At 68.4% G+C, this 19498-nt stretch carries 22 protein-coding genes; 11 read left to right on the plus strand and 11 right to left on the minus strand.

Annotated elements, in window-relative coordinates:
• Positions 1–85 precede the first annotated feature (85 nt).
• Positions 86–1087 (minus strand): LLM class flavin-dependent oxidoreductase, encoded by a 1002-nt coding sequence (locus AB0F41_RS08965; protein WP_357422210.1) that lies wholly within the window; start codon positions 1085–1087, stop codon positions 86–88.
• A gap of 78 nt (positions 1088–1165) precedes the next feature.
• Positions 1166–1582 carry a cytidine deaminase gene (locus tag AB0F41_RS08970; protein ID WP_357422211.1) on the minus strand — a complete coding sequence of 139 codons (417 nt, stop codon included), beginning with the start codon at positions 1580–1582 and terminating at the stop codon, positions 1166–1168.
• Positions 1583–1751: 169 nt separating this feature from the next.
• Here AB0F41_RS08970 and AB0F41_RS08975 point away from each other — a divergent pair, with 169 nt between their 5' ends.
• The 8 genes from AB0F41_RS08975 to AB0F41_RS09010 all read left to right on the plus strand — a co-directional run bounded on the left by AB0F41_RS08975 (position 1752) and on the right by AB0F41_RS09010 (position 8798).
• Entirely contained in the window at positions 1752–2012 is a 261-nt protein-coding gene (locus AB0F41_RS08975; protein WP_357422212.1) for a hypothetical protein, read from the plus strand.
• Positions 2013–2661: 649 nt separating this feature from the next.
• Entirely contained in the window at positions 2662–3060 is a 399-nt protein-coding gene (gene sdhC, locus AB0F41_RS08980) for a succinate dehydrogenase, cytochrome b556 subunit (RefSeq protein WP_357422213.1), read from the plus strand.
• Between the two features lie 3 nt (positions 3061–3063).
• On the plus strand, positions 3064–3495 hold the full coding sequence (locus AB0F41_RS08985) for a succinate dehydrogenase hydrophobic membrane anchor subunit (protein ID WP_357422214.1): 432 nt from the start codon (positions 3064–3066) through the stop codon (positions 3493–3495).
• Between the two features lie 15 nt (positions 3496–3510).
• On the plus strand, positions 3511–5328 hold the full coding sequence (gene sdhA, locus AB0F41_RS08990; RefSeq protein ID WP_357422215.1) for a succinate dehydrogenase flavoprotein subunit: 1818 nt from the start codon (positions 3511–3513) through the stop codon (positions 5326–5328).
• Positions 5328–6101, plus strand: a complete 774-nt coding sequence (locus AB0F41_RS08995; RefSeq protein WP_357422216.1) for a succinate dehydrogenase iron-sulfur subunit — start codon at positions 5328–5330, stop codon at positions 6099–6101. The genes sdhA and AB0F41_RS08995 overlap by 1 nt, the downstream gene beginning before the upstream one ends.
• A 146-nt stretch (positions 6102–6247) precedes the next feature.
• Complete coding sequence (locus AB0F41_RS09000; RefSeq protein WP_357422217.1) at positions 6248–7156, plus strand: metal ABC transporter substrate-binding protein; 909 nt, start codon at positions 6248–6250, stop codon at positions 7154–7156.
• Complete coding sequence (locus tag AB0F41_RS09005) at positions 7153–7887, plus strand: metal ABC transporter ATP-binding protein (protein WP_357422218.1); 735 nt, start codon at positions 7153–7155, stop codon at positions 7885–7887. Before AB0F41_RS09000 ends, AB0F41_RS09005 begins: the two co-directional genes overlap by 4 nt.
• Before the next feature lie 5 nt (positions 7888–7892).
• Complete coding sequence (locus AB0F41_RS09010; protein ID WP_357422219.1) at positions 7893–8798, plus strand: metal ABC transporter permease; 906 nt, start codon at positions 7893–7895, stop codon at positions 8796–8798.
• Between the two features lie 42 nt (positions 8799–8840).
• Here the strand turns inward: AB0F41_RS09010 and radC are convergent, their stop codons facing one another.
• The 7 genes from radC to AB0F41_RS09045 all read right to left on the minus strand — a co-directional run bounded on the left by radC (position 8841) and on the right by AB0F41_RS09045 (position 13621).
• The gene (gene radC, locus AB0F41_RS09015) at positions 8841–9512 is read right to left on the minus strand and encodes a DNA repair protein RadC (RefSeq protein WP_357422220.1); all 672 of its coding nucleotides are present in this window, start codon (positions 9510–9512) and stop codon (positions 8841–8843) included.
• Between the two features lie 101 nt (positions 9513–9613).
• A complete protein-coding gene (locus tag AB0F41_RS09020; protein WP_357422221.1) occupies positions 9614–9802 on the minus strand; it encodes a type II toxin-antitoxin system VapB family antitoxin in 189 nt (62 codons plus the stop codon).
• 209 nt (positions 9803–10011) lie between these two features.
• Positions 10012–11271: a primosomal protein gene (locus AB0F41_RS09025; protein WP_357422222.1), complete on the minus strand. Its 1260-nt coding sequence runs from the start codon at positions 11269–11271 to the stop codon at positions 10012–10014.
• Positions 11272–11363: 92 nt separating this feature from the next.
• The gene (locus AB0F41_RS09030) at positions 11364–11711 is read right to left on the minus strand and encodes a YbaB/EbfC family DNA-binding protein (protein ID WP_357422223.1); all 348 of its coding nucleotides are present in this window, start codon (positions 11709–11711) and stop codon (positions 11364–11366) included.
• A gap of 58 nt (positions 11712–11769) precedes the next feature.
• Positions 11770–12120 (minus strand): hypothetical protein, encoded by a 351-nt coding sequence (locus AB0F41_RS09035; RefSeq protein ID WP_357422224.1) that lies wholly within the window; start codon positions 12118–12120, stop codon positions 11770–11772.
• 64 nt (positions 12121–12184) lie between these two features.
• Positions 12185–13288 (minus strand): C40 family peptidase, encoded by a 1104-nt coding sequence (locus AB0F41_RS09040; protein ID WP_357422225.1) that lies wholly within the window; start codon positions 13286–13288, stop codon positions 12185–12187.
• Positions 13289–13291: 3 nt separating this feature from the next.
• Positions 13292–13621 carry a type VII secretion target gene (locus tag AB0F41_RS09045; RefSeq protein WP_357422226.1) on the minus strand — a complete coding sequence of 110 codons (330 nt, stop codon included), beginning with the start codon at positions 13619–13621 and terminating at the stop codon, positions 13292–13294.
• A gap of 137 nt (positions 13622–13758) precedes the next feature.
• Between AB0F41_RS09045 and upp the strand changes: the two genes are divergently transcribed.
• Positions 13759–14382, plus strand: a complete 624-nt coding sequence (gene upp / locus AB0F41_RS09050) for a uracil phosphoribosyltransferase (protein ID WP_357422227.1) — start codon at positions 13759–13761, stop codon at positions 14380–14382.
• A gap of 6 nt (positions 14383–14388) precedes the next feature.
• Here the strand turns inward: upp and AB0F41_RS09055 are convergent, their stop codons facing one another.
• Both AB0F41_RS09055 and AB0F41_RS09060 read right to left on the minus strand, forming a co-directional pair.
• A complete protein-coding gene (locus tag AB0F41_RS09055; RefSeq protein ID WP_357422228.1) occupies positions 14389–15888 on the minus strand; it encodes a phospho-sugar mutase in 1500 nt (499 codons plus the stop codon).
• Positions 15888–16667: a purine-nucleoside phosphorylase gene (locus tag AB0F41_RS09060; RefSeq protein ID WP_357422229.1), complete on the minus strand. Its 780-nt coding sequence runs from the start codon at positions 16665–16667 to the stop codon at positions 15888–15890. Before AB0F41_RS09060 ends, AB0F41_RS09055 begins: the two co-directional genes overlap by 1 nt.
• A gap of 123 nt (positions 16668–16790) precedes the next feature.
• On the opposite strand from AB0F41_RS09060, the gene AB0F41_RS09065 reads away from it, so the two are divergent.
• Both AB0F41_RS09065 and AB0F41_RS09070 read left to right on the plus strand, forming a co-directional pair.
• Positions 16791–17495, plus strand: coding sequence for an enoyl-CoA hydratase/isomerase family protein (locus tag AB0F41_RS09065; protein WP_357422230.1), 705 nt, complete (start codon positions 16791–16793; stop codon positions 17493–17495).
• A 249-nt stretch (positions 17496–17744) separates the two neighbouring features.
• A complete protein-coding gene (locus tag AB0F41_RS09070) occupies positions 17745–18941 on the plus strand; it encodes a M20 family metallopeptidase (protein WP_357422231.1) in 1197 nt (398 codons plus the stop codon).
• Positions 18942–19498 lie beyond the last annotated feature (557 nt).

A 19498-nucleotide genomic window follows, 5' to 3' on the forward strand; every position in this document is an offset into this window, starting at 1 on the left:
CCTCAGTGTCGCAGCGCACGGGGTCCGCGGCATCCCCCCGAGGTGGCCGTGGATCCCGCGCCGGTGCGGGATCCACGGCGGGCGGTCATTCCTGCAGGGCGCGCAGGGTTTCGATCCGGTGGGTCACGGTGGGGCCGGTGGGGGCGACGATGATCTCGTCGGCGCCGGTCTCCTTCACCAGGGCGTCCAACCGGTCCAGTACCTGCTCGCGGGTGCCCACGGCCTGGTCGGCGTTACGGTCGTCGACGAACGCGTTCTCCGCGTCGGACCACGGGTATTCCACCGCTTCGGCGAGGGTCGGGATGCGCTGCGGAAGTTGCCCGGTGCGCATCCGCAGCTGGACCAGGCTCTGCGGCAGGGTCCGCCGGCGCGCCTCCTCGGCGGTATCGGCGACGACCGTGGCCACCGCCAGCATCGAACGCGGTTCGCTCAGCACCTCCGAGGGCCGGAATTCGCGGCGGTACAGCTCGAAGACCAGCGGTGTGGTGCGCCCGCCCGCGAAATGGTGCGCGAAGGCGAACGGGAGCCCCATCATGGCCGCGAGCCGGGCGCTGAAATCGCTGGACCCGAGCAGCCACATCTCCGGCGGGTCGCCCTCGCCGGGGATCGCCCGGATACGGTCGCCCTGCCCGCCGCGCAGGGCCGGGATGGTGCCGAAATAGGCGAGCAATTCCACCACCTGCTTCGGGAAATCCTCGACGGCCTCGGCGGTGGCCCCGCGCCGGATGGTGGCCGAGATCATCGGGTCCGTGCCCGCGGCCCGGCCCAGACCGAGGTCGATCCGGTCGCCGTACAGCGCGACCAGGGTGCCGAACTGTTCGGCCACCACGAGCGCGGCGTGGTTGGGCAGCATCACCCCGCCGGATCCGACCCGGATGCGTTCGGTCGCCGCGGCCACGGCGGCGATCAGCACCGGCGGCGCCGAACTCGCGATCCCCGGCATGCCGTGGTGCTCGGCCACCCAGAACCGGCGGTATCCCAGCCGCTCGGCTTCGCGGGCCACGGTCAGGGTGTCGGCGAGCGCCTGGCTGTGCGATCCGTCGGCGGCGACGGCGGCCAGGTCGAGGACGGAGAGGGGAACTGTCATACCTGGACCAACGGGTGGGAGCGCACCGAGATTCCGGAGGCGGCGATTGTGTGCGGTCGCCGACGTGTCCCGGGGTCGTCAGCCGCGCCCGGCGGCCAGATCCTCCGGGCCGAAGGCGTCGGCCAGCAACCGGCCCAGTGGGGTGGGCCCGTCGCGATGGTCGATCAGCAGTTCCTTCCCGCCGAACTCGTAGAGCACCTGGCGGCAGCGTCCGCACGGCAGCAGGATCGCACCCCGGGAGTCGCAGACCGAGACGGCGATGAGCCGGTCGCCACCGGCCACCCGGTTGTTGCCGACGAGCACGCATTCGGCGCAGATCCCGAGACCGTAGGAGACGTTCTCGACATTGCAGCCGGTCGATACCGTCCGGCCGTCCCAGCCGGCGGCTCCCACCGGAAAGCCGGAGTAGGGCGCGTAGGCCCGCCGCATCGCCTCGCGCGCGCCACTGCGCAGCAGGTCCCAGTCGATATCGGTCGGTATGTCCGCAGCGTTCATCGGTGCTCCCGCAGTCGTGCCCGGCTCGTCTCGGTCCGGTTCCAGCTTGGCCTACCACGCCGTGTCGTGCGCGGCCGTCGGGGAGTGGAAGTGAAACATGTGCTTCCACCTGGAGATATGTAGATTGCCCGGCCACCCGGCCCGGCACAGGTCACCAGGAAGGTGCCGAATGACGCTTTCGAAGTTCCTCATCGTGATGGTGTATTCGAAACTGCTCCTGTCGAAACTCGACGCCTACGGCGAGGTCGAGGTGCGGATGGAGTACCAGATCGTGCCCGACCACGAAGCCGAGCCGGCCGTGGGCAGGTATCCCCAGAGCGCCCTGTCGAGCCAGGCTCTGCTCGGCCGGGTAACCGGCGATACCGTCGATACCGTCTTCAACTACGAGGTCGTCCGGCTGCGGGTCGACTCGATCTCCGAAGGCGACTGAGCCGCCCGGCGGCGCGCCGGACCGGATGGTTCCCGGGTCGCCCGGACAGGTCCGGGCACCCCGGGAGCGGCCGGGTATCCGGCCGCGTGCGGGTCACGGATCGTAATTCACCGCAATCTCCGGAAACCCTTTCCTCCGGAGGCGATCTCTGGGCTACTCTTGAGTAACTTTCGTCATTCGAGTGAGACATTTTGCACATTGCCGTCCCGCACAATGGCGACTTCGGCATTGAGAGGCCGCGCGCCCGCCCGAAAAGGCGGCGCTTCGCCGCGCGCCCGGCCGCGATTGTGAAATGCGCTGCACACCAATGGTTTGTGGAAGAAATGTACGCCGCGGACAAGTTCTATCAATGGGTGGACGAGGGCGCGACGAACCCGCCGCACAACCCCCGTACGGCCCTACAAAGGTAAACCTAACCTGCGTGATCTGGGCGCAACGCGCGGTACGCCGAATTAGTTCCCCGATTGTCGGAGGATTAGAGTCCAGAACAGATCGGTTCAGGTTCGGCGGCGGCGAACCCTCGACAGCGGCCCCGGCAGTCGGCCCTGTCGGCCGCGGGTAGATCCGCCACCGAAATTCCGGCCCCTTCCACACCGGTGCCGGGATCTGTGACCGGGTCCATCAACGATGTTGGAGGCACCGAAACTCTATGACCACGATAGAAGCTCCGGCTCAGCCGAAGCGCAAAACGCTGTACCGAGGCGACCCCGGCATGTGGTCCTGGGCCCTGCACCGGATCACCGGTGTGACGGTCTTCTTCTTCCTGTTCGTACACGTCCTGGACACCGCCCTCGTGCGGGTCAGTCCCGAAATGTACGACGACGCGATCGCGATCTACAAGACCCCGATCGTCGCGCTCATGGAGATGGGCCTGGTCTTCTGCGTGCTGTTCCACGCGCTCAACGGCGTGCGAGTGATTTTGGTGGACTTCTGGTCCAATGGCCCGCGCTATCAGAAGCAGATGCTGTGGGGCATCCTCGGCCTTCTGGTCGTGCTGCTGGTGCCCTCGATCGGCCGCATGTTCTACCTACTGTTGACGGAGCACTGAGCCATGTCTGCACCTGTTATCGGTAAATCCCACGATCGCCCGGCCAGTCTGGACCTGCCGCGTTCCCCGCGCGCCCGCACCGGCGGAAACTTCGAGAAGTACGCGTGGCTGTTCATGCGCTTCTCCGGTCTCGCGCTGATCGTGCTGGTACTCGGTCATATGGCGATCATGCTGCTGCTAGACGGCGGCGTGAAGCGGCTCAACTTCGCCTTCGTGGCCGGCCGCTGGTCGAGCCCGTTCTGGCAGATCTGGGACCTGACCATGCTCTGGCTGGCGCAGCTGCACGGCGGAAACGGCCTGCGCACGGTCATCGCGGACTACTCCCGCAAGGATTCGACCCGGTTCTGGCTGAACACACTGCTGGTGCTGTCGATGATCCTGATCATGGGCGTGGGCACCTACGTCATCTTCACCTTCGACCCCAACATCAGTTAGGAACAGGCCCCTCGCATGAGTGAGCGCAGCGAACGAACGGACGTCGCGGGTGAGACCGGCGCCGCCGTCGAAACCCGACCTGTTCAGGAACACCGCTACGACGTCGTGATCGTCGGCGCGGGTGGCGCGGGTATGCGGGCGGCCATCGAGGCCGGCCCCCGGGCGCGGACCGCGGTGCTGACCAAGCTGTACCCGACCCGCAGCCATACCGGCGCGGCCCAGGGCGGTATGTGCGCGGCCCTGGCCAACGTCGAAGAGGACAACTGGGAGTGGCACACCTTCGACACGGTCAAGGGTGGCGACTACCTGGTCGACCAGGACGCGGCGGAGATCATGGCCAAAGAGGCCATCGATGCGGTGCTCGACCTGGAGAAGATGGGCCTGCCGTTCAACCGCACGCCCGAAGGCAAGATCGACCAGCGCCGGTTCGGCGGGCACACCCGTGACCACGGCAAGGCCCCGGTGCGCCGCGCGTGCTACGCCGCCGACCGCACCGGTCATATGATCCTGCAGACCCTGTATCAGAACTGCGTCAAACACGACGTCGAGTTCTACAACGAGTTCTACGTGCTGGACCTGGTGCTGACCGATACCGATCGCGGCCAGGTCGCCACCGGTGTGGTCGCCTACGAACTGGCGACCGGTGAGCTGCACGTGTTCCACGCGAAGTCGATCGTCTTCGCGACCGGCGGTTCCGGCCGGATGTACAAGACCACCTCCAACGCGCATACGCTCACCGGTGACGGTATGGCGATCGTATTCCGCAAGGGCCTGCCGCTCGAGGATATGGAATTCCATCAGTTCCATCCGACGGGCCTGGCCGGGCTCGGCATCCTCATCTCCGAGGCGGTCCGCGGTGAGGGCGGCATTCTGCGCAACGTGGACGGCGAGCGGTTCATGGAGCGCTACGCGCCCACCATCAAAGACCTCGCGCCGCGCGATATCGTCGCTCGCTCGATGGTGCTCGAGGTGCTCGAGGGCCGCGGCGCCGGGCCGAACAAGGATTACGTCTACATCGACGTCACCCACCTCGGCGAGGACGTGCTGGAGGAGAAGCTGCCCGATATCACCGAGTTCGCGCGCACCTACCTCGGTGTGGATCCGGTGAAAGAACTGGTCCCGGTGTTCCCGACCTGCCACTACGTGATGGGCGGTATCCCCACCCGGATCGAGGGCGAGGTGCTCAAGAACAACACCGATATCGTCCCCGGTCTGTACGCCGCCGGTGAATGCGCCTGCGTCTCGGTGCACGGCGCGAACCGGCTCGGCACCAACTCGCTGCTCGATATCAACGTGTTCGGCCGTCGCGCCGGTATCGCCGCCGCGGAATACTCGCACCGCGCCGAATTCGTCGATATGCCGGAGAACCCGTCGCGGATGGTGCAGGAGTGGCTGTCGCTGATCCTGTCCGACCACGGCAACGAACGGGTCGCCGATATCCGTACCGAACTGCAGCGGTCGATGGACAACAACGCCTCGGTGTTCCGCACCGAGGACACCCTCAAGCAGGCCCTCACCGATATCCACGCACTCAAGGAGCGCTACACCCGGATCACGGTGCAGGACAAGGGCAAACGCTACAACAGCGATCTGCTCGAGGCCCTGGAGCTGGGCTTCCTGCTGGAACTGGCCGAAGTCACGGTGGTCGGTGCGCTCAACCGCAAGGAGTCGCGTGGCGGGCACGCGCGCGAGGACTACCCCGACCGCGACGACGTGAACTTCATGCGGCACACGATGGCCTACAAGGAAGGCGCGGATCTCCTCTCGGATATCCGGCTCGACTTCAAGCCGGTGGTGCAGACCCGTTACGAGCCGATGGAGCGTAAGTACTGATGACCGCTGTAGCCGAGAATCCGACGGTCGCGAACCCGGCGCCGGTCCCCGAGGGTTCGACCATGATCACCGTCAAGGTGGCGCGGTTCAACCCGGAGGACGGTCAGGGACAGCGCTGGGAGTCGTTCCAGGTGCCGGCACTGTCGACGGACCGGTTCCTCAACATCCTCATCTACATCAAGTCCTACCTGGACGGCACGCTCACCTTCCGGCGCTCCTGCGCGCACGGAGTGTGCGGGTCCGACGCGATGCGGATCAACGGTGTGAACCGGCTGGCCTGCAAGGTGCTGATGAAGGACATGCTGCCGAAGAACGGTAAGCCGGTCACCATCAGTGTCGAGCCGATCCGCGGCCTGCCGGTCGAGAAGGACCTGGTCGTGGATATGGAACCGTTCTTCGACGCGTTCCGGGCGGTGAAGCCGTACCTGATCACCTCCGGTAACGAGCCCACCTACGAGCGGATCCAGAGCCAGGCCGACCGCGCCCGGTTCGACGACACCACCAAATGCATTCTGTGTGCCTGCTGCACCACGTCGTGCCCGGTGTACTGGACCGACGGCAGCTACTTCGGCCCGGCCGCGATCGTGAACGCGCACCGTTTCATCTTCGACAGCCGTGACGAGGCGGCCCGGGAGCGCCTGGACATCCTCAACGAGGTCGACGGGGTGTGGCGGTGCCGCACCACCTTCAACTGCACGGACGCCTGCCCGCGCGGTATCGAGGTCACCAAGGCCATCCAGGAAGTCAAGCGCGCACTGCTGTTCGCGCGCTGATCACCACCCTTTTTCACTCCGCCCCCGTTGCCGCACCGGCACGGGGGCGGTGTTGTTCGGCCGGTAGGACGCTTGTTTTCCGTCACACGAAGTTGAATATTCGGGTCGCCGAACTTAGCATTTCCGTAGGAAGGCGGTGGTTCGGCATGCGGGTGATGGCCAGGATCGCCGCTGTCCTCACGGCCGGTGCGCTCGCCGCCGGGTGCTCGTCGTTCCATCTCCCGCGCACCGGCGAACCGGTGGTGCTCACCACCTTCACCGTGCTGGCCGATATCGCCCGGAATGTGGCGGGCGAGCACCTGCGGGTCGAATCGCTCACCAAACCGGGATCCGAGATCCACGGGTACGAACCGACTCCCGGCGATATGAAACGCGCCGCCAAAGCCGATCTCATCCTCGACAACGGAATGAACCTGGAGGCCTGGTTCGACCAGTTCGTGGCGGACCTCGACGCCGAACGCGTCACGGTGAGCCAGGGCGTCGCGCCGGTGCCGATCACCTCCGATGCCTATGCGGGCAAACCGAATCCGCATGCCTGGATGTCGCCGTTGAACGTGCAGACCTATGTGGACAATATGGTCACCGCGTTCATCCGGATGGCGCCCGAACACGAATCGGCGTTCCGGGACAACGCGGCGCGGTACAAACTCCGCCTGCAGGAGGTGCACGACGAGCTCGTCGGTGCCCTGAGCGATCTGCCCCGCCGCCAGCGGGCCCTGGTTACCTGCGAAGGCGCGTTCTCCTATCTGGCGCGCGATGCCGGACTGTCCGAATCCTTCATCTGGCCGGTCAACGCCGAGCGGCAGGCCACACCGCAACAGATCACCCAGGTCATCGAATACGTCCGCGACCACGAGGTGCCCGCGGTGTTCTGCGAATCCACCGTCTCCGACGCCCCCATGCAGCGGGTGGTGGAGGCCACCGGCGCGCGATTCGGCGGGGTGCTGTACGTGGATTCGCTGTCCACGGGAGACGGCCCCGTGCCGACCTACCTGGACCTCATCCGGCACGACGCCGAGACGATAGCCGCCGCACTCACCGGGAGCAGCCCATGACAGTCCCCGCGATCGAAGTGGACGGTGTCTCCGTCTACTACGGAGAGGTCCAGGCGCTGGACCGGGTCCGGCTGACCCTGGACCCGGGCCGGGTGTGCGCGCTGGTCGGGATGAACGGTTCCGGGAAATCAACTCTGTTCAAAACCCTGATGGGTATGGTCACTCCCGCCCGCGGGACCGTCCGCGTCGGCGGCGTCAAACCGGTCGCCGCCCGGCGGGCCGGGATACTCGGCTACGTCCCGCAGAGTGAGGCCGTGGACTGGTCGTTCCCGCTGTCGGTGCGCGATGTGGTGACCATGGGGCGCTACGGGCGGATGGGCTTCACCCGCCGGGCGAGCCGCGCCGACCGGGCCGCGGTCGACGACGCACTGGAGCGGGTCGAACTGGCCGAGCTGGCGGACCGGCAGATCGGCCGGCTGTCCGGCGGCCAGCGCAAACGTGCCTTCGTCGCCCGCGGGATCGCGCAGGGGGCGCGGATCCTGCTGCTGGACGAACCGTTCGCCGGTGTGGACAAACGGTCCGAGGCGACGATCACCGAATTGCTGCGCGGACTCGCCGCCGACGGCGCCACGGTCCTGATCTCCACCCACGACCTGCACGCGCTGCCCGGCCTGGCCGACGAAGCGGTGCTGCTGATGCGCCGGGTGCTCGTACACGGCAGTCCCGAAGAAGCCCTGCGGCCGGAGAATCTGGCGCTGGCCTTCGGTCTCGACGTCACCGAACAGCGGTGAATGCGATGGATCTGCTCGAATTCTTCCTGGAACCGCTGCGTTACGCCTTCATGGTGCGGGCGCTGACCGCGAGTATCGTCGCGGCCGTCGTCTGCGGCCTGCTGTCGTGCTGGCTGGTCCTGGTGGGCTGGTCGCTGATGGGCGACGCGGTATCGCACGCCGTGCTGCCCGGGGTGGTGCTCGCCTATATCGCGGGCGTGCCGTTCGCGGTCGGCGCGGTCCTCTTCGGATTCCTGGCCGTGGGCTTGATAGGGCTGGTCCGCGACACCAGCCGGATCAAGGAGGACGCCGCGATCGGCATCGTGTTCACCACCCTGTTCGCCTTCGGTCTGGTGCTCATCTCGGTGACACCCAGCGATACCGACCTCAACCACATCATCTTCGGCAATCTGCTCGGAGTGAGCCAGGAGGAGCTGGTGCAGATCGCGGTACTGGCGGCGGTGGTCTTCGGAGCACTGGTGCTCAAACGCCGCGATTTCACGCTCTACGCCTTCGACCCCACCCACGCCTACGCCCTGGGCCTGAATCCGCGCGTGCTGGGCGCGGCGCTGCTCGGTCTGCTGGCCCTGACCTCGGTGGTGGCGCTGCAGGCGGTCGGGGTGATCCTGGTGGTGGCCATGCTCATCATCCCCGGAGCCACCGCGTACCTGCTCACGGAACGATTCGGCCGGATGCTGGTGCTCGCACCGGCGCTCTCGGGCTGCTGCGCGATCGTCGGCCTGTACGTGAGCTACTACGTCGATACCGCGCCGGGCGCGACCATCGTGCTGGCCCAGGGGGCGGTGTTCACCGCGGTCTACCTGTTCGCGCCGCGGCAGGGCCTGATCGGTGCCCGGCTCGCCGCCCGCCGACGGCTACGTGCCGCCGCCACCGGCAAAGAGTTCGACGGAGCAGTCGAACCGCTGACCTGACCCGGCCCGGGCGGGCTGCTGAACCGAACGGCCCCGGGCGGGCTAGGGAACCGATTCCTCGAGGGGCGCCGCCCGCCGCCAGTCCTCACCCGCGATCACCACATGGTCGAGGAAACGCAATCCGACCGTGCTCGCCGCCGCGGCCAGCAGGGTGCTGACCCGCCGGTCGTCGAGGCTCGGGGCCGGGTCGCCGGAGGGATGATTGTGCGCCAGGGCGAAGGCGCGACCGTCGTGGCGGAGGACGGTGTTCAGGATCTCCCGAACCGGGACCGCGACCTCGTCGATCGCCCCCTCGGCCACGAACACCCGCTGCCGCGGCCGGTTGCGGGAATCGCAGATCAGGACGAGCAGGCGCTCGACCCGCGCGCCCGCGAACAGCGGCCAGGCCGCACGCGCGATATCGGCTGCCCGCGACAGGGGTGGCAGGCGCTCGGGCCCGTTGCGGGCCCGAGCGGCGAGCTGGAAGGCGGCGCTGATCGCCGCGGCCTTGGCCGTGCCGATGCCGGGGCGCCGGGCCAGCTCCTCCGGCCGCGCCGATGCCAGGCCGGCCACGCCACCGAACTCCGCGAGCAGCGCGAGAGCGAGATCGACCGCGCTTTCTCCGCGCCGGCCCTGCCCCAGTAGCAGGGCCAGTAGCTCACTGTCGTTGAGTGCCTGCGGCCCGAGTGCGCACAAACGCTCGCGCGGTCGTTGCGATACGGGTAGATCGGTCATCGTTCCCGGCATGCTTCCCCCTCCGGTGTCCGTGCATCCGGATCATGCCAGTGGGGACCGACAGGTCGGCGACCGCCGGGCGCGGGTTGCTGCCCGGCTGCTCACGTGGCGGGTTGCGGGGGCCGGTTCAGCGCCGAGGCGGCGAGCCTCTCGAAATGCCGTAGCTGCCGTTCGTGGACCACGATGCGGCGCAACGCCTCGTGGATCGTCGCCTTGCTCGTCGCCGTACCCATGATGGCGCCGGCGGCCGCCAGCAGGTCCTGATCCAGATCGATCCGCACTGTCGGCATGCGTCCTCCTTTGTACAACCGCCCATGGTGCGGCGGCGTGTCGCACCCTGTCCGGAGCTCTCCCGGTAGGGGCTGCGCAACGACAACGCCGCTGGCCAGACAGTTTGCCCAGTCGATGCCGGTTTGACGACGAAATGGCCGTCGTGTGTCCACATCGAGACCTGGGGCCCGGTCCCGAACGGCGTGTCCGTCGTCCGGCGGGTCGCGTATCAGCGCGGGGTGAGGCGGGACTCGAAATTGCGTTCCAGTTCACGCCACGCCTTGGCCTCGGCATCGAACGGCGGGTTGGGTGCCATCCGGGTCGGGTCCGGGTTCAGCAGGTAGGAGATATACCAGCCGAGCGGGGTGGATTTCGCCAGGGCCTGTTCGACCGCGTCGTCATCGGCGTAGTCGGCGGCGTCGGTGAACAGTTCGAGTACGAGATCGAGTTGTTCGCTGTCGACCGCGCGTGGGCCTTCGGCGAGATCGTCGGCCAGGCCGGGCAGTACGTAGACGTTTTCGTCGGTGACCTCGACCTCCAGCGAACCGTCGACCGCGGCGGTCTGGACTTCGGCGAAGGTGCTGATCTGGGCCAGATCGTGCTCGTGATCGTCGGCCAGATAACGGGCGAGGGCGCGTTCGCTGCCGAACACCGAGATGTTCTTGCGGGCACCGAGGAAGAGGGGCTCGTCGTCCAGATAGCAGCGCAGCGTGAAGTATTCGCCATCGCTGGTGACGATCTTCACGGGGTCGATGCCGACCTCCTCCCAGAAGGTCAGCTCCTCTTCGTCGTCCTCTTCGTCTTCGTCGTCCTCATCGAGGTCTACCGGCTCGAAATCGCTGTCGTCATCGGTATCGGCCGCATCGTCGGCGTCCACCTCGTTCTCCTCGGCGGCCAGCAGTTCGGCTTCGGCCAGGGCGACGGCTTCGGCGTCCACCTCCGGCACCCGGACCACCGAATCGATGGCATCCAGCACATCGTCCCAGCTCTTGGCGACCGCGGCGCCGATCCGATCCCACAGCTCCAGGCCCTCGCGACCGGCGAAGATATGGGTCCCGCCGGACAGCGCACCGAGCGAGGGGTGCGAGCCGAAGAACTTCGTCACCGCCTCCAGTTCGCAGACCTCGCCGATATTGCGCACCATGGCCAAGGTGTCTTCCAGCTCGGCGATGGTCTCGACATCCGGTTCGCCGGCGGCCAGCTCCGGCACTCCGACCAGGTCGAACGAGTAGTTGTCCTCAGGTTCGAGTTCGGCCGGCGAGAGACCCGCGACGACCTTCCATGCCGGATGGTCGACCAGATCGTTATCGGAATCGGTCCGGATGAAGGCTGCCAGTTCGGCCACTGATTCGAAGCCGTACAGGGCATCCTCATGTCCTAGGAACGCTTCCCACTCGTCGTCACCGTCACGCCAGCGCGGTGCCCACAAGGTGACGAGATCGCCGTCGGTCAGACCGAGCTCGATCGGGACGATGTCTCCAGAAGCCATGTGCGGAAGCCTATCGGGCGGCATTGGCGAAGGCCATCCGCAGTCCACGACGATCGCGACGCGACCGGAGGTACGCTCGGTGGCCTTGGCGTTCATGCGCCGTCCGGTGTGCTCCCCGCTGCCTCCGGGGACCTCTGCGCCGCGGGCGGGAACGATTCGTTCAGTGCGGCAATAACCCCCGAGCGCTGGTTGCCCGCGTCCTCGGCGGCCTGCCGACCGGCCCAGATGATGAGCTGCGCGGTTTCGGCCGGAGGCAACGAGGTGACGCCCTCACCCAGGCGCAGCCCCACCAGCGCGCCGTCGCTGTCGATCTCCACCGAGACCAGCTCGTCCTCGGTGGTGAAACGGCCACGTACCTGTTTGAGCCCGTACAGCGCCGCTTCGAGCGCCTCGAGTTTCTGTGTGGCCCCGGCGACCAGGGCATCCATTTCCGCGCTCATACTTCTTCCCTCTCGGATCCCGGCGGCCGGATATCGTCGCGTGCTGGGCGACGGTTGCTCATACCGGACGCATCCAACTCGTCGGGCCGGTATCGGCGTCGTCCATACGATCCAGCTCGTCCACCGCCTGCTGCCGCGTCGGCAGGCCCAGCTGATCGAGGATGTCGGCCGGCATACCGTTCTCCGCCAGGAGTTCTCGCCGCTTGGCCTTGGCCGCGACGGTCGAGCGGCGCGTCAGGCGCAGGATCTCGTCGGCGAGAGCCTGTGCACCGTAACGGTATTCACTGCGTTCGAAGGTGATCTCCACCGGCATACCCTGGTCGGTAGCCCGCACCGACAGGGTCCCGGCGCGGTTGCGGCTGCCCGCCACCGTCACGTTCGGCACCTCGGGAATCTGCTGCTCGCTCATCTGCTGTCCACTCGTCGTGATCGGATATCAGCCCTGGTCACCGCATCGGTGGCCGCCGGGCGGCTCATTCGGTGGGCCGGTAGAACCCGTAGAATTCCATCCCGCTGTTCTCGGTGCGGATGGAGCCGACCTGTACCGGGTCACCGGCCTCGACCAGCTGTCCGTTTCCGATCACCATGGCCACGTGACCATCCCAGACCGCCAGGTCACCGGGCATGAGATCGCCCGCCGACACCGGTGTGGCGCCGTTGGCCTGCTCATGGGCCAGCCGGGGCAATTCCACACCGGCCTCGCCGTACGCGTATTTGGTCATCCCGCTGCAGTCCAGCCCGGCGCCCGGGGAGTTGCCGCCCCAGACGTACGGGGTGCCGACCGTGCCGAGAGCCGCTTTGACCGCGGTGGCCGCCTTCTCGTTCGGGGCCTCCACCACGCTCCCGTCGGGCAGTGTGATCTTCACGCCCTCGCCCTCGGCGGTCTGGCCGGTGGAGGTGGTGGTCTTACTCGGTGTGCCCGCACTCGTGGTGGTCGCGGTGGTGGAGCCGCTCGGGCTCGCCATGGCGGTGCTCATCAGGTTTCCGGCGACGCCGGCCACACTGCTCAGACCGGACGACACCGTGGAGAGCGACTGCGTGCTCACCGGCGCGGTATTCGCGGCGGACGGGGTGGTCGGCGGCGGGGTGAGTTCGTTCATCGACGCGGTCTGGGTCTGGAGCTCGCCCTGTACCCGGCCCACCACGCCCAGCGCCTGGCCGAGATGGTCGATCGCCGAGCCGACCAGCAGCGTGAGCCCGGCGGGGGTGCCCAGCGTGGGCGCCGCGGCGTTCGCCGTGTTCACGAACGACTGCGCGATGGCGGTGAGATCCTTGTTTCCCGTTTCGACATGCGACGCGGCCTGGCCCATCACGGTGGCCATCTCGTTCCCGCGGTCGGAGATGGTGGCGGCCGTGGTCTGCACCCGCAGCGCCTTCGAGGTGGCCGCGTCGGCGCCGGTCCCGTCCCACGCGGTGTTCATCTGGTTGATACCGCTGCGCCCCAGCGTATGGACCTGGTCGATCGCGGTGGAGGCGGAGCGCAGCGCATCCCCGGGCCCCCCGGTGGACAGCACTCCGGTCCCGAAACTGGAGAGCAGATCGAAGATCGGCTTGGCCAGCGCGTTGAGATCGATCACCGGTTACTCCCCGGCGGCGTCGCGCAGGGCCGCGGCATTACCGGAATCGGCCTCGGCGTAGCTGACCGCGGCCACGCCCGCCGCGCCGCTCATGGTGCCCAGTACCGCGGACAGCTGCCCGATCGTCGCGACATGTCCCGCATGCGCGGCGGTATAGGCGGCCAGGAAATCACCACCGACCAGACCGAAGACAGGGCCCAGGATCGCCGGTGCGGCACCCGTCGCGCCGGTCCCCGCCGCCGCCAGTTCGCCGGCCATGATCCCGGTCGTCGCGCCGTAGGCCGCGATACCGTCGGCATCGGCCGAGATGTTCACCATCAGAGGTTCCCCCATCGACTTCGTTAACGGGCAGAGTATGTCATCTACCGGTTTCGACGCACCGGCTTCTCACATGGTTCCGCGAAATTCGCCACGCGCGGAAATCCTCGCCGAGACAGCGGTGCCGGTGTTCTCGACCTTATCGTTTCGTCATGCGTACGCACACCTTGGATCATCCGCTCGTGGCGATCCTGCTGACCACGCTCCGCGACGAACGCACCCCCGATCCCACCTTCCGGGCGGCCTTGCGCGACCTCTCCCGGCTCCTGGTCTACGAGGCACTGCGGGACGCACCCGTGGAACCCACGGATATCGTCACCCCGGTCGCTCCCACCCGGGGCGCCCGGCTGGCCCGTCCACCGTTGCTCGTCCCGGTGTTGCGGGCCGGGCTGGGCATGGTGGACGCCGCCACCGACCTGGTGCCCGAATCGCAGGTGGGATTCGTCGGGGTCGCCAGGGACGAGCGGACGCATCTGCCCGTGCCCTACCTGGAATCGCTGCCCGACGACCTGTCCACGACCCCGGTGATGGTGCTGGACCCGATGCTGGCCACCGGCGGATCCATGCTGCACACCCTCGACCTGCTGGTGCAGCGCCACGCCACCGATATCACCGCGGTCTGCGTGGTTTCGGCTCCGGAAGGGATCGCGGCACTGGCGGGTTCGGGTTTCCCGGTGCGCCTGGTGACCGCGGTGATCGACGACCGGCTCAACGACGACGCGTTCATCGTGCCCGGACTCGGCGACGCCGGCGACCGCCAGTTCGGACCGCGGTGAATACCGTCAGGTGGTGAGCGCGCGGCAGTATTCGCGCAGTTCCGAGAGTCGTCGTCCGGCCGTCGCCCGGGCATCCGGTAGCAGTCCGGGTGCGGAGACCGGCTCCACCACCTCCAGATAGCACTTCAGCTTCGGCTCGGTGCCCGACGGCCGGACCACCACCCGGAGCCCGGTGCCGGTGAAGACCAGGGCGTCGGTGCGCATCCGGCCCCGAAGTGCTGCCATATCGGTGTATTCGACCGGGGCTCCGGCGAGTTCGCGGGGCGGGTCCGCCCGCAGGCCGGCCACCACCTCGGCCGCGGCGCGCTGATCCGGCAGTCGCAGCGCGACCTGGTCACCGGCGTGCACGCCGAATCGGACCGCGTAGTCGTCGAGTTCGTCGAGGAGCGTGCGGCCCCGGGCCCGCAACCGGGAGACGAGGTCGGCGGCGAGCACGGCCGCCGAGATCCCGTCCTTGTCGCGGACCGCCGCCGGGTCCACACAGTGGCCGATGGCCTCCTCGTACGCGTAGACCAACCCGTCACCGGCCCGGGTCAGCCATTTGAAACCGGTGAGAGTCTCGGCGAAGCGGGCCCCGCGCGCCTCCGCGAGCCGGGAGAGCAGCCGTGAGGAAACGATCGTCGTGGCGACCAGCGAATCCGCGGGCGCGGTGCGCAACACGTGATCGGCGAGCAGGACACCGGTTTCGTCACCGCGCAGCATCCGCCAGCCGTCCGCGGTGGGCACGCCGAGGGCGCATCGGTCCGCGTCGGGGTCCAGGGCGATCGCCAGATCGGCGTCCACCCGTTCCGCCAGTGCCAGCAGCAGATCGGCGGCGCCGGGCTCCTCGGGGTTCGGAAAGGCGACGGTCGGGAAATCCGGGTCCGGCGCGAACTGTTCGGCGACCGCGTGGATATCGGAGAAACCGGCGGCCGCGAGGGCCTGCGCCGCGGTGGCGCCCCCGACGCCGTGCAGTGGGGTGAACGCGATCCGGATATCGGCGCGCTCTCCCTCGCCGCCGATCAGCCGCGGCAGCTGCGAGACCCGGGCCAGGTACCGCGACAGCAGTTCGGTGCCCGAGGCAGGAACCGGGGTGCGGGCGATCGGTTCCCGCACGGCGACGATCTGCTTCTCGATCTCGGTATCCGCGGGTGCCAGGAGCTGGGAGCCACCGTCGAGGTAGACCTTGTAGCCGTTATCGGTCGCCGGGTTGTGCGAGGCGGTGATCTGCACGCCGGCCACGGCGTCCAGGGCCCGGACCGCGAACGCGGTCACCGGGGTCGGCAGCGGCTCGGGCAGCCGGGTCACCGCGAAACCGGCCGCGGCCAGCACTTCGGCGGTGATCTCCGCGAACTCCGCCGACCCGTGCCGGGCGTCGCGCCCCACCACCACCCGGCCGCCGCCCAGACAGCGATCCCGGAGCCACGCCGCCAGCCCCGCGGTGGCGCGGGCGACGGTGGTGTCGTTCATACCGTCCGGTCCGGGGGCCAGCGGTCCGCGCAGACCCGCCGTGCCGAAGGTCAGCACTACAGCTTCTCCAGCAGGCCGCGCAGCAGTCTGCCGAGTCGGGGCGCGGCCGCGTTGCCCTCGGCCAGCACCTCGGCGTGGGACAGCGGAGCCCCGGTGACACCGGCGGCCGAGTTGGTGACCAGCGAGATGCCGAGCAGCCGGGCGCCCAGTGCGCGGGCCGCGATGGCCTCGAGGACAGTGGACATCCCGACCAGATCGGCTCCCATGGTGGCCAGCATGCGGATCTCGGCGGGAGTTTCGTACTGGGGTCCGGTGAGCCCGGCGTACACGCCTTCGGTGAGGCCGGGGTCGACGGTGCGGGCCAACTCCCGCAACTTCGGGTCCCAGGCATCCACCAGATCGACGAATGTCGCGCCGGCCAGCGGTGTCCGGCCGGTGAGGTTCAGATGATCGCTGACCAGAACGGCCTCACCGACCCGCAAACCGGGGCGGATACCACCGGCGGCGTTGGTCAGGATCACGGTCTCGGCGCCGGCCGCCACCGCGGTACGCACCGGATGCACCACATCGTCGGGGGTGTTGCCCTCGTAGAGGTGCCGGCGTCCCATCAGGACCAGGGCATCGGTCCCTCCGACCGGCACCGACAGCACCCGGCCGATATGGCCCTGGGCGGTGGGGGCGGCGAAGCCGGGGAGTTCCGGCATCGGAATCTCCGCGGTCGGGGTACCGAGTTCGGCGACGGCGTCCTGCCACCCCGAACCCAGCACCACGGCGACCCGGTGCCGGGCGACGGAAGTGCGGGCGGCGATCTCCTCGGCGGCCTCTTCGGCGAGCATGGCGGTCAGTCTATGGCCTCCGGCGCCGCGGGACCTGCCGTACCGCCCGCCGCGCCCGCCCCGAGCGGAGATGCTCGGCGACCGCGCCCGGGCGGACTCGGGTCGCTGTCGTACGCTGCACATATGCCGTACCTGGAGCGTGATGGGAACGTATTCGTGCTGTCGCTGGGCAATGAGGGCCAGACCGACCACGAGAACCGGTTCAGCCATCAGTGGATCGACGAAACCCATGCCCTGCTGGACAGCGTGGAGGCCGTCGAAGGCCCCGCGGCGCTGGTCACCACGGCGACCGGCAAATTCTTCAGCAATGGACTCGACACCGATTGGCTGTTCGCCAACCTGGACCGGATGCACGGTTACCTCGACCGGGTGCACAGCGTGTTCAGCCGGATCCTGGCATTCCCGATGCCCACGGTGGCCGCGGTGAACGGCCACGCCTTCGGCGCCGGCGCCATGCTGGCGACCTCGCACGATTTCCGGGTGATGCGCGGCGACCGCGGGTACTGGTGCCTGCCCGAGGTGCACCTGGGTATGCCGTTCACGGTCGGGATGAACGCGCTGATGACCGGCCGCCTCACCAACCAGGTCGCGGTCGCCGCGATGACCACCGGCCGCCGATACGGCGCCGCCGACGCGCTGGTCGCGGGTATCGTCGATGATGTCGTCGAACCCGGCGCGCTGCGCGGCGCCGCCATCGCACGGGCCGCGGAACTGGCCCCGAACCGCACTCCGAGCCTGCCCGCGATCAAGCGCTCGCTGCACGCCGCCGCGCTCGCCGGACTGGCGGTGCCGAACACCCCCGAGAACCTGGCGTTCGCCCAGGGGTAGCCGCCCGGAAACCCGGCGCTCGCCGACCCTCGGACACCGGTCGCCCGCGACACGGCCGCCGCGGTGGCCGATGCCGACGCGCGTGGATCGGGCCGCGGTGCGAAACTGGAGGTTACGGTCGCTTCTCGGAGGGGCGAGTGGGCCACCGGTATGTACCGCGACCACGGTCGCGGGCGATATGTGTCCAGGGAGGCCCGGACACCAGAGAAGTGGTTCACAGCTGCTCGTGCGACGACAGGAGGACATTCGGTGAGCACATCCGGCCGTTCGGTGCGATATGGACAGGACGCGGTGACGGCGTGGCTGGCCGAGCACACGGTCGATCTCGTTCAATGGCGGCGGCATATCCACGCCAACCCGGAGTTGTCGCGTACCGAATTCGCGACCACCGAATTCGTCGGCACCTGGCTGACGAAGGCCGGTCTCTCGTTCCGGGTGATGCCCAGCGGCACCGGGTTGATCTGCGATATCGGCCCGGACACCGGCCCGCGGATCGCGTTACGCGCCGATATGGACGCCCTGCCGCTGCAAGAGTTCACCGGCCTGGAGTTCGCCTCCACGGTGCCCGGGGTCTCGCACGCCTGCGGTCACGACGCGCATACCGCCATCCTGCTCGGCACCGCGCTCGCCCTGGCCGATCTCGAGCTGCCGGTCGGCGTGCGGCTGATCTTCCAGCACGCCGAGGAAGTGATGCCCGGCGGCGCCATCGATATGGTGGCCGCCGACGCGATGAACGGCGTGGACCGGATCTTCGCGCTGCATTGCGATCCGCGGCTGGAAGCCGGTCGCGTCGGGATCCGCGTCGGGGCCATCACCTCGGCCGCCGATACCGTCGAACTCGTCCTGGACTCGCCCGGCGGGCACACCTCGCGCCCCCATCTGACCAGCGACCTGGTCTACGCCATCGGCACCGTCATCACCGGACTGCCGGGCCTGCTCAGCCGTCGCATCGATCCACGCACCAGCACGGTCATGGTGTGGGGTGCGGTGAGCGCCGGAAAAGCGCCCAACGCGATCCCGCAGACCGGCATGCTGACCGGCACCGTCCGCACCGGCGACCACGCCACCTGGTCGCTGCTGGAACCGCTGGTGCGCGAAATCGTCGACAGCCTGCTCGCGCCCACCGGGGTGCGCTATCAGCTCGACTATCGCCGCGGCGTCCCACCGGTGGTCAACGACGACCTCTCGGTCCGTATGTTCTCCGACGCTGTGCGCGCCCTCGGCCCCGGCGCCCTGGCCGATACACCCCAGTCCGGCGGTGGCGAGGATTTCTCCTGGTATCTGGAGGAAGTCCCCGGAGCCATGGCCCGGCTCGGGGTCTGGTCGGGGGACGGTCCGCAGCTCGACCTGCACCAGCCGACCTTCGATATCGACGAACGGGCGCTGGGGGTGGGGGTCCGGACGCTCACCAACATCGCCCTCCAGGCAGCGCCGGAGCTGATATAGCCGGTGGGATGGGAGCGGGTTGCGTTTCCTGTCGGGTGTTGCCGGACGGGGGAGGTGTTTTGAGCAGGCTTGCTTGGGGAGGTGGGGCGGTGAGCTTGCTCGTGAAGGTGGGGAGGTGAGCTTACTCGCCAACGTGAGGAGGTGACCTTGCCCGCGAGGGTGGGGAGGTGCCTTGCCCGCCAAGGTGGGGGGTGAGCTTGCTCGTGAGGGTGGGGGGGTGAGCTTGCCCGCGAGGGTGGGGAGGTGAGCTTGCCCGCGAGGGTGGGGAGATGGCCTTGCCCGCGAGGGTGGGGAGGTGGCCTTGCCCGCCAAGGTGGGGGGGTGAGCTTGCTCGTGAGGGTGGGGAGGTGGCCTTGCCCGCGAGGGTGGGGAGGTGGCCTTGCCCGCGAAGGTGGGGGGGTGAGCTTGCTCGTGAAGGTGGGGAGGTGGCCTTACTCGCCAGGGTGAGGAGGTGACCTTATCCGCCAAGGTGCTGTGTTTATTGGCGCGCTGGCGCGCGCGGGGTTCGGCCCTCTTGGCGTCTGCTGTCAGCCCTCGAGACTCGTGGCTTCGCCACA

The organism is Nocardia sp. NPDC024068, from assembly GCF_040638875.1.
Classification (GTDB): Bacteria; Actinomycetota; Actinomycetes; order Mycobacteriales; family Mycobacteriaceae; genus Nocardia.

Bases quoted from the DNA above. Each gene is read 5' to 3' on its own strand.
- upp (WP_357422227.1), top strand. From the start codon at position 13,759: ATGCGTACGCACACCTTGGATCATCCGCTCGTGGCGATCCTGCTGACC.
- AB0F41_RS08965 (WP_357422210.1), bottom strand. From the start codon at position 1,087: ATGACAGTTCCCCTCTCCGTCCTCGACCTGGCCGCCGTCGCCGCCGAC.
- AB0F41_RS09060 (WP_357422229.1), bottom strand. From the start codon at position 16,667: ATGCTCGCCGAAGAGGCCGCCGAGGAGATCGCCGCCCGCACTTCCGTC.
- AB0F41_RS08970 (WP_357422211.1), bottom strand. From the start codon at position 1,582: ATGAACGCTGCGGACATACCGACCGATATCGACTGGGACCTGCTGCGC.
- AB0F41_RS08995 (WP_357422216.1), top strand. From the start codon at position 5,328: ATGACCGCTGTAGCCGAGAATCCGACGGTCGCGAACCCGGCGCCGGTC.
- AB0F41_RS09045 (WP_357422226.1), bottom strand. From the start codon at position 13,621: ATGGGGGAACCTCTGATGGTGAACATCTCGGCCGATGCCGACGGTATC.
- AB0F41_RS09030 (WP_357422223.1), bottom strand. From the start codon at position 11,711: ATGAGCGCGGAAATGGATGCCCTGGTCGCCGGGGCCACACAGAAACTC.
- AB0F41_RS08985 (WP_357422214.1), top strand. From the start codon at position 3,064: ATGTCTGCACCTGTTATCGGTAAATCCCACGATCGCCCGGCCAGTCTG.
- AB0F41_RS09010 (WP_357422219.1), top strand. From the start codon at position 7,893: ATGGATCTGCTCGAATTCTTCCTGGAACCGCTGCGTTACGCCTTCATG.
- sdhA (WP_357422215.1), top strand. From the start codon at position 3,511: ATGAGTGAGCGCAGCGAACGAACGGACGTCGCGGGTGAGACCGGCGCC.
- AB0F41_RS09005 (WP_357422218.1), top strand. From the start codon at position 7,153: ATGACAGTCCCCGCGATCGAAGTGGACGGTGTCTCCGTCTACTACGGA.
- sdhC (WP_357422213.1), top strand. From the start codon at position 2,662: ATGACCACGATAGAAGCTCCGGCTCAGCCGAAGCGCAAAACGCTGTAC.
- radC (WP_357422220.1), bottom strand. From the start codon at position 9,512: ATGACCGATCTACCCGTATCGCAACGACCGCGCGAGCGTTTGTGCGCA.
- AB0F41_RS08975 (WP_357422212.1), top strand. From the start codon at position 1,752: ATGACGCTTTCGAAGTTCCTCATCGTGATGGTGTATTCGAAACTGCTC.
- AB0F41_RS09025 (WP_357422222.1), bottom strand. From the start codon at position 11,271: ATGGCTTCTGGAGACATCGTCCCGATCGAGCTCGGTCTGACCGACGGC.
- AB0F41_RS09035 (WP_357422224.1), bottom strand. From the start codon at position 12,120: ATGAGCGAGCAGCAGATTCCCGAGGTGCCGAACGTGACGGTGGCGGGC.
- AB0F41_RS09020 (WP_357422221.1), bottom strand. From the start codon at position 9,802: ATGCCGACAGTGCGGATCGATCTGGATCAGGACCTGCTGGCGGCCGCC.
- AB0F41_RS09065 (WP_357422230.1), top strand. From the start codon at position 16,791: ATGCCGTACCTGGAGCGTGATGGGAACGTATTCGTGCTGTCGCTGGGC.
- AB0F41_RS09000 (WP_357422217.1), top strand. From the start codon at position 6,248: ATGCGGGTGATGGCCAGGATCGCCGCTGTCCTCACGGCCGGTGCGCTC.